Raw genomic sequence first — 12,715 nt, 5'->3', positions numbered from 1 at the left:
TTGAAAGGAGAACACTATGAAATTGAAAAGAATTTTAGCAGCAATTTTGGGAGGAATCATGGTTTTGTCCATGGCCGCCTGCAACGGTTCCAGCCAGAATAGCGCTGCGCCGGAGAGCACGGGAGGGACGGAAAGCACCCCGGCAGCCACGGAATCATCTGCCGAAAAAAGCAATGCCGATATCCGGATCGGCGTCATTCTGAAAACTTTATCCAGCGAGTATTGGGGATATGTAGCCGCCGGCGTAAAGCAGGCGCAAAAAGATCTGGGTGTTCAGGTGGACCTGGAAGGCCCTCCGTCGGAGACTTCGTTTAACGAACAAAGCAATATGATCGAGACCATGCTTTCAACCGGCAAGATCGACGCGCTGTGCATTGCGCCGCTTCAGCCGGACATGGTGGTCACGAAACTGCAGGATGCTACGATCCCGGTCCTTTTCGTTGATACGGATGCAAACTACGACAAAAAAGTGACGTTTATTGGAACCGGAAATGAAGAAGCGGCTAAAAAGGGCGGCGAATATATCGCAAAGCTGATCGGCTCCGGTAAAAAAGCAGTGCTGATCGGCGGCGTGCAGGGCGATCCGACCAACGAAGCCCGCATGAAAGGATATACGGAAGCCCTGAAAGCGGGAGGCATAGAGGTTCTGGATACACAGTACGCGAACGCAACTGCCGACAAAGCGGTACAGGTCATGGAAAACTTTATGCAGAATTTCCCGCAGATCGACGCGGTCCTTTGCAACAACGACGATATGGCTATCGGCGCACAGAGAGCGGCTGCTCAGGCGGGGAAAGCAGACAAAATCAAGTTTATGGGCTTTGACGGAATCGCCACCGCGTGCCAGAGCATTATCGACGGCAAAGAGACAGCTTCCGTTGCGCAGTCCCCGTACGACATGGGTTATAAGGCTGTGGAAAATGCGGTGAAAGCGGTAAAGGGCGAGAATGTTGAAAAATTGATCGACAGCGGTTCCACAATCGTCGATGCTTCAAATGCAAAGGATTACCTTGATAAGCTGAATAAGATGACCGGTAAATAAATTTCTCTGTCGGGCAATCCGGAAAGCCATTCCCGCCTTGCGGCGGGATGGCGGTTGTCCGCTTACAATGGGGGTGAAATAACGGTGGAATGGAAGATCGGTGTGATAGGCACCGGAGCAATCGGAAGGGATCATATCCGCAGGCTGACAAACGTCGTTCACGGAGCCAAAGTCGTGGCGCTGTCCGATATCCGTCCGGAAAACGCGGCCGGTATTGCGAAGGAATACGGCGCCGTTTTTTATGAAACGGGGGAAGAAGTGATTCGGGACCCGAATGTTGACGTAATTCTGGTTGCCTCCTGGGATCCGACACACGCCGGGTATGTTCTTCAGTGTATCCGGGAACGGAAATATGTTTTCTGCGAAAAACCGTTGGGCGTATCGGCAAAGGAATGCCGGAACATTATCGACGCAGAGCTGCAGTGTGGGAAAAGACTGGTTCAGGTGGGGTTCATGAGGCGGTACGACCGCGGCTACCGCGCGCTGAAAGAAATCATCGACAGCGGGAAAATCGGTGCCCCGCTGATGGTGCACTGCTGTCATAGAAACCGTATTCCCGGGCCTCAGCACACTACGGATATGACCATAAAGAATTCCGGGATTCATGAAATCGACGTGCTGCGCTGGCTTTTGGGCGAGGAGTATGAGACCGGACAGGTCCTGACGGTAAAGCAAAACCGCAGTGCGCAGGACGGTCTGGAGGATCCTCAGATCATGCTTCTTAAAACCGGAAGCGGCGTTCGGATTGATGCGGAGATTAATATGAATTCCCATTATGGGTATGACATTCAATGCGAAGTGGTAGGAGAAAAGGGAACGGCAAGGCTGCCGGACCCGAACACGATTTTATTAAAAACGGACGGCACGCGTTCCTGTCAGATTTATTCCGACTGGTCGGAACGTTTTATAGAAGCATACGACATAGAACTTCAACAATGGATCGATTCTTTGAATCAAGGCGCCCTGCAGAGGCCAAGCGCCTGGGACGGTTACGCTGCCTGCGTAACGGCGGATACGCTGATTCAGGCGCGGCTGAAAGGAACGATAGAACCTGTTTTGATTCGGGAGAAGCCGGCGTTCTATGAGTAATGAAACAGAAGAATACGGGAGATAGAGAATATCTATTCAAATACGATGAGGGAACCCTCAAAAGACAGGTGAAGCGATGAGTGAGTATGTAGTTGAACTCAAAAACATAACGAAACGTTTTCCCGGTGTTGTCGCGCTTCGTGATATGTCCCTTCAAATTAAGCCGGGAGAAATCCACGGGCTGATCGGTGAGAACGGGGCGGGAAAATCAACGCTGATTAAAGTCCTGACCGGCGTGCACCCAGCCGATGAAGGCGAAATCCATGTGAACGGGGAGAATCAAAAATTCAGGAATCCGAACGACGCAAAAATGGCCGGGATTGCCTGTGTTTATCAGGAGCTGAGTATTGTCAAGCTGCTTTCCATCACCGACAATATCTTTATGGGAAACACGGTGAATAAAAAAGGGAGCATTTTTCTTGATTACAATCAGATGCATCAGAAGGCCCATGAGCTTATGCAATCCCTCGGACAGGATGTCGATCCGAAAAAACTGTGCGGGGCCCTTGGAATGGGCGTCCAGCAGATGGTTGAAATCGCAAGGGCGGTTTCCATCGATACAAAACTGATCATTATGGACGAACCGACTTCCAGCCTTGGGGAAAAGGAAGTCCAGCAGCTGATGAAAACGGTTCGTACGCTTAAGGACAGGGGCGTGGCGGTGCTTTTTGTGTCCCATAAGCTGGAGGAACTGTTTGAGCTGTGCGACCGGGTGACGGTTATGCGTGACGGTGAGCATGTACTGACCGACGATATTGCCAATATAGACGCCGACAGACTGATTACCGCGATGGTGGGGCGCTCTATGGACAATCAGTTTCCCAAGGTGCCCGGAAAACGCGAAGAGGAAGCCCTCCGGGTGGAAAAATTGTGTTCGGCGGGCGTTCTGCACGATGTCAGCTTTCAGGCCTATCACGGCGAAATCCTGGGCTTTGCCGGATTGGTCGGCGCGGGACGGACAGAAACCTTCCGGGCTGTTTTCGGAGCGGACCCGGTTGACAGCGGAGAGATCTACATAGAAGGTGAAAAGGTCAGAATCAAATCCCCAAAGAATGCCATTGCACACAAAATCGCTTTTTTGACGGAAGACAGAAGCAGCCAGGGATTGGTGCAGGCAATGGATATCCGTACCAATCTTGTCCTTTCCAATATGAAGGGCTTTCAAAAGGGACCGTGGCTTGACAAAAAGAAAATGAATCAGGTCGGGGAAGAAAATGTCCGGTCACTGCAAATCAAAACGCCCGGGCTTGACGAACTGGTCGGGCAGCTTTCGGGCGGAAACAAGCAAAAGGTCGTTATTGGCAAATGGATTAATACCGACGCAGATATCTTTATCTTTGACGAGCCTACAAGAGGAATCGACGTCGGTGCAAAAGTCGAGGTCTATAACATTATGAACAGTCTGGTGGAGGCCGGTAAATGCGTGATCATGATTTCCTCCGAGCTGCCGGAAATTCTTGGCATGAGCGACAGAGTCATCGTCATGCGCTCCGGCCGCGTCATGGCGGAAATGGATTGCAGCAGCAGCCACTTTAATCAAGAGGATATTATGAAAGCCGCATGGGGAGGAACATTGGAATGACACAGAAGAAAACAAGCGTGAGTGCAAAGGATATTATGATGAAGCTGGGTTCGCTTCTTGCCCTGTTTATATTGGGCGTGATTTTATCGATTGCGTCACCGAATTTTTTAACCATCAGCAATATTATGAATATTTTCAGGCAGACGGCCGTAAACAGCCTCATTGCTTCGGGGATGCTTGTCACCCTGATTACGGCCGGTATCGATTTGTCGGTCGGCGCCAACTGTGTGCTGTGTACCTGTGTCATGGGTGCGCTTGCGAACAATTTTGGGGTTACAAACCCGGCGGTTCTGATCCTGGCGGCCCTTGCAACCGGCCTGACGGTCGGTCTGCTGAACGGGCTGCTGCTGACTAAGCTGCATCTGCCTCATCCGTTTGTTTCTACCCTGGGTATGAAAAACGTCCTGTGCGGCCTGGCCCTTCTGGTTGTTTCCAGCAAGACGGTCGCAGGTTTCCCCGCGGGCGTAACCGCACTTGGTTCGACAAATATTTTAAAAGTGGAAGGAAAGTTTTCCGGCTTCCCTCTCTCCTTTATTGTCGTGATTTTGATTTTCATCTGCTTCCACTTTTTTCTCAATAACACGGCTCTGGGCAGGCAGATCTTCTGTGTCGGAGGCAATCCGGAGGCGACGCGCCTTTCCGGTATCAATTCCGACAATGTGCTGATTTTTGTTTATGCGCTTTGCGGGTTTATGGCCGCGATCGCGGGGATCGTTCTGGTTGGCCGGACCGGTGTCGCAAACCCGGCTTCCGCGATCGAACCGTATGACACCGACGCCATTGCCGCCTGCATCATCGGAGGGGCTTCCTTCATGGGCGGCAAGGGTACGATCTGGGGTACGCTGATCGGTGCAATCCTGATTTCAACGATCCGCAACGGGCTGACCCTGCTGAAGGCGTCCAGCGATATCCAGTATGTGGTTATCGGTTTGGTCATTATCGCGGCTGTATTCATCGATGTGACCCGTGTGGCCATGGAGGCAAAAGCAAGAAGACTGGCCGCAAAATAACGGACAGGATTCCGACACGGAAAAGGATGTATTTATGAAGCTGAGTTATCTTTCCGACAGCCTTGGCAATCTGTCCTTTGACGAAATGCTGAAAACCGTCAGCGGGCTGGGTGTACACGCGCTGGAGCTGACAACCGGGAACTGGGGCGCCTCGCCCCATCTCGACTTGGACGCTCTGCTTTGCAGCGATGTGCAAAGACAGAAATTCTGCGATACCCTGAAGCGATACGGCATGGAAGTCATTGCGCTGAACTGCTCGGGGAACCCGCTCGCTTTTTCAAAGGATATGGAAATAACGGAAAAAACCTTCCGCCTTGCGGAAAAGCTGGGAATCCGTAAAATCGTCATGATGAGCGGACTGCCTCCCGGAAATTCCGGGGATACGACGCCGGTGTGGGTATCAACCAGCTGGCCGCCGCTTACACAGGATATCCTGAAATATCAGTGGGAGGAGGTCGCCGTTCCCGTCTGGAGAAAGCTCGCCGGGCAGGCGGAAGAATGCGGGATTCAGAAAATCGCCCTTGAAAATCATGGATGGCAGTTGGTCTATAATCCGGAAACTCTGCTGCGGCTGCGCGGCGAAGTGGGGAACATCATCGGCATGAACCTGGACCCGAGCCATCTTTTCTGGATGGGAGGCGACCCCATCTGCGCCGCGCGTGCGCTGGGAGAGGCAATTTATCACGTCCATGGAAAAGATTCCCGCATCGAGCGGTCGCTTTGTGACAGGAACGGGGTTCTCGATGCAAAACCTATCAGCCGCTTTTCCGAACGCTCGTGGAACTATGTAGCCGTCGGATGCGGGCATGATCTGCAGTGGTGGAAGGAGTTCTTTTCCGTCGTGCGCATGTGCGGCTACGACGGGGAAGTATCGCTGGAAATGGAGGACCTCACCATGGACGCCATGACGGGCATTAAGATGTCGGTCGCCTGTCTGAAGCAGGCGATGGGTGAGGACTGACGGTAAAGGAACGATTCGATTTTATCATTAACAGCTTTTCAATACGGCATCCGATGAATCGGCTCTGCTGTTTTATCTTACAAATTTTACAGGAGGAGAAATCAATATGTTAAACATCGGTATTATTGGCGCGGGACGAATTGGAAAAGTCCACGGGGAGAGCATTACCTATCATGTAAAAAACGCGAGGGTCGCTGCTATGGCGGACCCGTACTGGACCGACGATTCCAGAAAATGGGCAAAGGAAATGGGAATCCCGACATATGATGATTATCACGATATTTTAAAAGATCCTGCCATTGATGCGGTCATGATCTGCTCTTCCACACAGACGCACGCGCCGATTTCCATTGAAGCGATCCGGGCGGGCAAGCACGTCTTCTGTGAAAAACCGATTTCGCGGGAGCTGTCGGAAATCAAGTCGGTCATGAAGGAGCTGGAACATTCCCATTTAAAATACCAGGTGGGCTTCAACCGCAGGTTTGACCACAATTTTCATGCTGTCAGGGAAATTGTGGAGAGCGGGAAAATCGGAGATGTCCACATCGTAAAAATCACCTCCCGCGATCCGGACTCGCCCCCGATCGAATACGTGAAGGTGTCCGGCGGTATCTTCCTGGATATGACCATCCATGATTTTGATATGGTACGCTATCTGACCGGAAGCGACGTGGAAGAAATTTACGCAAACTCCGCGGTTCTGGTTGACCCCGGAATCGGGGAAGCCGGCGATGTAGATACGGCGATTATTACCATGAAGCTGGCAAACGGCGGGCTGGCGGTGATCGACAATTCCCGCAAAGCGGTGTACGGCTACGATCAGCGTGCGGAAGTGTTCGGCTCCAAAGGACAGGCGGCAGTTTCCAACGATCTTCCCTCCAGTGCGGTTGTCAGCACCTCCGACGGCATAACGGGTGAAAAACCGCTCTATTTCTTCCTTGAGCGGTACATGGAATCCTTTGCGACGGAAGTGACACAATTTACGGAATCTGTTTTAAACGATACGCCGGTGGCGGTTACAGTGAACGACGGCCTGCAGGCTGTGCTGATCGCAAAGGCCGCAGCGAAGTCCGTAAAGGAGCATCGTCCGGTCAAGCTGTCTGAAATTCAATTTTAATTTGCAGTCGTTATTTTAATGGAGGCTCGATATGAATCAAATTTTTGGCTGCCCCGGGTTTGATGCGGGGGGCGAAAAAGTTCTCACAGGAATCCACGGCCCTTTTGAAAATATGATGATGAATATTACGGTATACCGTATGGAAAAGGGGAAATCCGTGACCTTCTCACCCCGGGAAGAGGAAATGGCCCTGCTGCTGATCCAGGGGGATGTCAAGTACAGCTGGGAGGGGCGTTCCGCGACTGCGCGGCGGGGGGATTTCTTTACGGAAGGGGCCACCTGCCTGCACGTGTGCAGGGATGTGCCCGTAACCGTGACCGCCGGCGCGGAAAGTGAGATTCTGGTACAGTCCACACCCAATGACAAAGTCTTTGAAAGTATTCTGTATACGCCGGACAACTGTGGGGAAGAAACCTTCGGACAGGACCAGTTTGAAGGAAAAGCGCAGCGGACGGTCCGCACTTTTTTCGATTACCACACAGCGCCCTATTCCAATATGGTCATGGGCGAAATACTTGTGCCGCAAGGGGGCTGGTCCAGCTATCCTCCGCACCGTCATCCTCAGCCGGAGGTGTACTACTACCGCTTTCAAAAACCGCAGGGCTTCGGCGCATGCTTTATTGGCGACGAGGTCTGCAGAATCAAGGACGGCAGCTTCTGCGCCATCCCCGGAGGGTTGACCCATCCGCAAGTGAACGCGCCCGGCTATCCCATGTATTATGTATGGATGATCCGCCATTTTGACGGGGACCCGTGGACGGACCGCATCTTTGATCCGGCGCACACATGGCTGCTGGAGGAAGCGTAGCTTTCGGAACGGAGGCTATTGGAAAATAGCTTTTCTGTCCGCATTTCAGTTTTTTCATTCATAATGCCTTTTTCTTTAGTCATATACATATCTCCTACCCATCTCCTCCGGTCATTGCGGGTATTCTCCAATCGTCTTGCGGTTCATCAGGAATAACAAGGCCGTCCCCGGAGAATCCCGCAATGGCCCTTTCTGTTTTGAGCGAAAGGATAAATCTTTGAAGTGGCTTTCTATATTGATCTGCTCCTATTCCATCCCGCAGCGATGATGGCGGACATCGACCTTTGCTTCGCAGTATCAAAATTATCTGAAAAGAGATGCAATCATGTTCAAAAATATGAAAATAGGCAATCAATTAATATTGACCTTTGTATTGGTGACAGTGATTTCCAGCACTGCGGGAGTAGCAGGGCTTGTCAGAATGACGGATATGAATACCCGATACAGCGGCGCTTTGATCGACTACGGGTTTGCCCAGGGGGATATCGGCCTTTTCAATACGGAATTCAACGACAGCCGAACCATTATCAATTCCGTGATTTCTTCGACCGACACCGGTACCCGGAATATTTATCTGAATCAGCTTTCCGACTCCATTCAGAAGATTGATACCTATTTCTCAAACATGGAAAAAAGGATGACAAACGAAAAAGAGAAAGGGTATTATAATAATATTAAAGATAATTTAGAACAGTATAAAACGGTGAGCAGCCAGGTGGTAGCATTTGCCGAGCAAGACAAAACAACGGAGGCCCAGACTCTTCTAAAGTCCCAGGGGGAGACGCTGTCTGAAAATATTAAGACCGCGACCAGCGCGCTGATCAATGAAAAAACCGTGTCCGGCAACCGGATTGCCGCGGACCTCTCGTCAAAGGGTGCAGCGGCCACATGGGGCATCCTTGCCGTCATTCTTGTTTCTCTGGCCATTTCCACAGTCATTGCGCTGCGTATCTCACGCAGCATTGGCAGACCGGTAAAAAAGATGGCGGAGGCTGCGCAAAGACTGGCGCAGGGGGATCTGAGCGTGCAGGTCAGCGTCGATTCCGGCAATGAAATAGGACAGCTTGCTGCTTCCTTTTCCGAAACGATCGAATCCATTCGAATGTATATTACGGACATATCGGCCAACCTTGCCAAAATGGCGGAAGGGGACCTGAACATCTTCTGCTCTGTGGAATATAAAGGGGACTTTATTGCACTTCAGAATTCGATCTTTCACATCGACCAGTCTTTTCACCATACTCTGTCTGAAATCAATCAGGCTTCGGAACAGGTGTTGAGCGGTTCCAACCAGGTCTCCGTCGGCGCGCAGTCCATGGCGCAGGGAGCCGCCGAACAGGCGGAAGAGGTGGAACGGCTGGCGTCGTCCGTCGCTGCAATTTCGGAACAGGTGAAAAGCAATGCGGAACACACCGCGAATGCCGGTCAGAACGTTTCCCAAGTCCGTTGCGAAATTGATTCCAGCAGCCGCCATATGAGCGAAATGATGGAAGCAATCTCGCAGATCAGCGATTCGTCGAGTCAAATCGGAAAAATCATCCGGGTCATTGACGATATCGCTTTCCAGACCAATATTCTTGCATTGAACGCCGCGGTCGAGGCCGCAAGGGCAGGCGCCGCGGGAAAGGGCTTTGCCGTAGTTGCCGACGAGGTGAGAAATCTGGCGGGTAAGAGCGCAGAGGCGGCAAAAAACATTACTTCCCTGATAGAAAAGTCGGTTCAGCAGATTGAAAACGGAACTGTGATCGCGAATCAGACGGCGGAATCGCTGTTTCAGGTGGTCAACGCAACAAATGTTGTTTTTGACGCGGTTGAGAAAATATCGCAGGCATCCAGTTATCAGTCGGATGCAGTCGGCCGGATCAAAAGGGGAATTGACAACATTTCCAACGTCGTGCAGACAAATTCCGCGACAGCGGAAGAAAGCGCGGCGGCCAGCGAGGAGCTTTCCGGACAGGCAAGGGAGCTTAAAAAGCTTGTGGACCGTTTCCGTTTGATTGAAGCCGGGTCCGTTACCGCGGATCGCCCGGCGGAGCGTACGGATGAATTTCAGACTGATTTAAAGGATGATATTGCCTGAGGATTTCGCAAACATGCATTAAAGAAGCCGCTTCCGTAGCATACGGGAGCGGCTGTTTTTATAATATTTTCGTTCTGTCAAGGGACCGGTTTTAAGGGAAAAGCCGACAATCCCCCGGTTTTCCTTATAAGCCCGGCGTAGGGCTGGCCAATAGAAAGCAAATTTTCCCGGCTTTTCTCATAGAACATTCCGGCGTATCCGTTATCCGTGGTTTTTCATCTGATTATTTTGAAGATGATTCCAGGCTGCTTTCTACTTCGGAACCGATCTCCTTATATCCTTCGGATTCCACCGAATATCCCGCTGTCTTCAGATTGGGGCGGGTGTAAGCGAAAAGATGAATTTCCGGCTCGTTGTAGGGATTGTAAAACCAATGTGTCGCCCCGCGCGGAATGAAAAGAATATCTCCCGGCATATCGATGCTCTCATGGTCGCCGATCCCGCCGACGCATTTGCCCGAAATGCAATACATAATTTCCTCACATTCGCTGTGCGCGTGCTTTTCATGATACGATCCGGGCTGATAGATGCATAACCCGACGGTAAGGTCCTCCGCTCCCATGGTATCTTTGTCTACCAGGATTTCTCTGATGGCACCCTCCAGGTGGGGAAGGGGGTAGTTTTTTCCATCGGTAAGGAATACTTTTTGATAACGGAAATTCTCTCTATTTTCCATCAGTTGCTCTTCTTGTTCAGGAGTAAGCGGTTTAATTTCTTTCATTATGTAGCCATCCCTTTCTTTTAGCATTAATAAAATACTATTAGAATTCCTTTGGTATACCAATGTGGTTATTATATTCTATTTTTTGCCCAAATGCAACCGCATACTTCTAAATATTATGAAAATCATGCATAAATTAATATTTCCAGATTTAGTGAGAACAGCTAAATCAGTGACCTTTGGCAAAGGAAAAGGCGCGGCCTTTTCAGACCACGCCCTTTGGCCGGAGGCCGCATAGCCTGAAATTTTCTATCGCCATGAGAAGATCAAATAGTGGAATCCACAATGTTCGGCGCAAACAATTTCAGCTGATTAATTTTGCTGTTCCGGATATGCTCACGCATAAAAGACTCCGCGGCATTACAATCGTGTCCTTCGATGGATTCAAATATTTGAGTGTGCAGCTTATGGGAATTCATAATGCCGGCGGCGTTTTTATCGATCAGTCTGGTGATTCGGAGCACCTGGCTCTGAAGGTTTTTCCAGGTCGCTAAAAGAATATCGTTATTGGCGCTTTTTATAATGCATTCATGAAAATTGTAATCCGCAGCGAAAAGATCGTTATGATTATTCACTTCCAGATTCCGTTCCATTACCAGAAGGTAGTCGTGGAGCTCTTTTATCCCGGTTTCGGAAATCCGCTGTGCGCTCAGCCGTGCGGCCAGCCCCTCCAGATATTCGCGAACCTCATAGACGCATGCAATATTTTCGTAAGTGATCGTGGAAACTACGCTTCCCTTATTGGTAAGGTTTGTGGCCAGGCCTTCGGAAACCAGCTGCTGGATGGCCTCTCTTACCGGAGTCCGGCTGACGTTCAGCGCATTGCAGATCTGTCTTTCAACCAGCACGGTACCCGGCTCCAGGCGATTGAAAATGATCTCCTGTTTTAAATATTCATAAATTTGCTTCTTTTTTGATTGTTCTGCTGAATTGATTTGCATGATATTCATTGTGATCCCCTGTTTTTCTAATTTTTTATTTCAAAAGTAAATCCCATCTCTTACAGCATTTCCAGTTGATTCTGCAACAAGTTTGCGTTTCTCCCCCGCCGAAGACGGGGGAGAAACGTGTCTTGTCACGCAAACTGAAATGGAATTGCTGTAGGAATTACATTCTGACATGTTTAGTCTGAAAAATTGCGCTCTGTTTTGCTGCTGTCAAAGTCATAATATAAAACATATACCAAGTGAATATCTGTGGTATTCCTTTTGATTTATCATATCATAATTATAAAAAAAGGTCAAAGAGTTATTTTGAAAAAATTGTCAGATCTGTGTAATTTAGCCGATGGAAACAGTAGAATTGCACAAATTTTTTAAAAAGTATTGAAATAAACAGGCCTACATGCTATGATAGCGTTGTTGGTATACCAAATGAATATTATTGGAATTCCTTAGGCGCTATGTTAGTATTCAATAATTAAGGGGGCTCCTTCTCGAAGCAAACTGTTTTACCTGACGGAAATGGCCCTGGCTGAAGGCCGGGGAAAGGGTAAAACCCATTCGATGTTGAAGCGACTGATAAAGGAGGAAGCAGTTTGGATTTATTTGATCTGCACGGTAAAAAAGCGATTGTTACGGGTGCGGCTGCGGGACTGGGCCAGAAAATTGCACAGGGTCTTGCCGAAGCCGGAGCGGCGGTTGCCATTATGGACAGAATCGACGAAACGGAAAAGATCGCCGCTGCCATGTCGGCGGGCGGGCTTACATTTTACGGAGTGCAGGCGGATCTGATGGATCGGGAGGATCTGAAACGCGGATTCGGCAGCGCTGTCCAGAAGCTCGGCGGCCTTGATATCCTGGTGAATAATGCGGGGATGCAGGTCCGCGGCCCTGCGGAAGAAATCCCGCTGGACAAATGGGACCGCCTGATCGAATTGAACATTACGGCGGTATTTGAAATGAGCCAGCTGGCAGCGAAAGCAATGATCCCAAACGGAACGGGAAAAATCATCAACGTCGCTTCCATGCTCAGCTTTTTCGGCGGTTACACCTGCTCGCCCTACGCCGCTTCAAAAGGGGCGGTGGCACAGCTCACCAAAGCGTTTTCCAACGAATGGGCGTCAAAGGGAATCAATGTGAACGCCATTGCTCCCGGCTACATGGACACCGCTCTGAATACCGCCATTATCAACGACCCGGTCCGCAATCATGAAATTACGCTGCGTATTCCCGCCGGGCGCTGGGGCACCCCGGACGACTTAAAAGGAACCGTTGTTTTTCTGGCTTCCCGGGCCTCCGATTACGTGACCGGCGCAGTAATCCCCATTGACGGCGGATACCTTTCCAGATAAACGCCGATCCCC

Annotated in this window: 11 protein-coding genes; 9 read left to right on the top strand and 2 right to left on the bottom strand. The window is 50.3% G+C overall.

All coding sequences use genetic code 11. From position 1 onward, the window contains the following. The first annotated feature begins 16 nt into the window (after positions 1 to 16). From ACRQU7_RS14265 to ACRQU7_RS14230, 8 genes are all read left to right on the top strand, one after another. On the top strand, positions 17 to 1,042 hold the full coding sequence (locus ACRQU7_RS14265) for a sugar ABC transporter substrate-binding protein (protein ID WP_444641474.1): 1,026 nt from the start codon (positions 17 to 19) through the stop codon (positions 1,040 to 1,042). Positions 1,043 to 1,126: 84 nt separating this feature from the next. Continuing rightward, a complete protein-coding gene (locus tag ACRQU7_RS14260; RefSeq protein WP_444641473.1) occupies positions 1,127 to 2,131 on the top strand; it encodes a Gfo/Idh/MocA family oxidoreductase in 1,005 nt (334 codons plus the stop codon). A gap of 76 nt (positions 2,132 to 2,207) precedes the next feature. Continuing rightward, on the top strand, positions 2,208 to 3,713 hold the full coding sequence (locus ACRQU7_RS14255) for a sugar ABC transporter ATP-binding protein (protein WP_444641472.1): 1,506 nt from the start codon (positions 2,208 to 2,210) through the stop codon (positions 3,711 to 3,713). Next, a complete protein-coding gene (locus tag ACRQU7_RS14250) occupies positions 3,710 to 4,723 on the top strand; it encodes an ABC transporter permease (RefSeq protein WP_038325362.1) in 1,014 nt (337 codons plus the stop codon). The genes ACRQU7_RS14255 and ACRQU7_RS14250 overlap by 4 nt, the downstream gene beginning before the upstream one ends. A gap of 34 nt (positions 4,724 to 4,757) precedes the next feature. After that, on the top strand, positions 4,758 to 5,684 hold the full coding sequence (locus ACRQU7_RS14245) for a sugar phosphate isomerase/epimerase family protein (RefSeq protein ID WP_444641471.1): 927 nt from the start codon (positions 4,758 to 4,760) through the stop codon (positions 5,682 to 5,684). A gap of 106 nt (positions 5,685 to 5,790) precedes the next feature. Further along, the gene (gene iolG / locus ACRQU7_RS14240) at positions 5,791 to 6,801 is read left to right on the top strand and encodes an inositol 2-dehydrogenase (RefSeq protein ID WP_444641470.1); all 1,011 of its coding nucleotides are present in this window, start codon (positions 5,791 to 5,793) and stop codon (positions 6,799 to 6,801) included. Between the two features lie 31 nt (positions 6,802 to 6,832). Further along, positions 6,833 to 7,609 carry a 5-deoxy-glucuronate isomerase gene (locus tag ACRQU7_RS14235; protein WP_444641469.1) on the top strand — a complete coding sequence of 259 codons (777 nt, stop codon included), beginning with the start codon at positions 6,833 to 6,835 and terminating at the stop codon, positions 7,607 to 7,609. 325 nt (positions 7,610 to 7,934) lie between these two features. Then, a complete protein-coding gene (locus tag ACRQU7_RS14230; protein ID WP_444641468.1) occupies positions 7,935 to 9,689 on the top strand; it encodes a methyl-accepting chemotaxis protein in 1,755 nt (584 codons plus the stop codon). Positions 9,690 to 9,912: 223 nt separating this feature from the next. Here ACRQU7_RS14230 and ACRQU7_RS14225 read toward each other — a convergent pair whose 3' ends face one another. Further along, on the bottom strand, positions 9,913 to 10,365 hold the full coding sequence (locus ACRQU7_RS14225; protein ID WP_444641467.1) for a cupin domain-containing protein: 453 nt from the start codon (positions 10,363 to 10,365) through the stop codon (positions 9,913 to 9,915). Between the two features lie 311 nt (positions 10,366 to 10,676). Further along, positions 10,677 to 11,360 carry a GntR family transcriptional regulator gene (locus tag ACRQU7_RS14220; RefSeq protein WP_038325357.1) on the bottom strand — a complete coding sequence of 228 codons (684 nt, stop codon included), beginning with the start codon at positions 11,358 to 11,360 and terminating at the stop codon, positions 10,677 to 10,679. 587 nt (positions 11,361 to 11,947) lie between these two features. On the opposite strand from ACRQU7_RS14220, the gene ACRQU7_RS14215 reads away from it, so the two are divergent. Beyond that, a complete protein-coding gene (locus tag ACRQU7_RS14215) occupies positions 11,948 to 12,703 on the top strand; it encodes a glucose 1-dehydrogenase (RefSeq protein WP_444641466.1) in 756 nt (251 codons plus the stop codon). Positions 12,704 to 12,715: the final 12 nt, after the last annotated feature.

Origin of the sequence: Caproiciproducens puteiluti (genome assembly GCF_052442865.1) — a bacterium.
Taxonomy (GTDB): domain Bacteria; phylum Bacillota; class Clostridia; order Oscillospirales; family Acutalibacteraceae; genus Caproiciproducens.
Note: the sequence above shows the minus strand (reverse complement) of the source record. Positions and strands in the feature narration are given on the sequence as shown.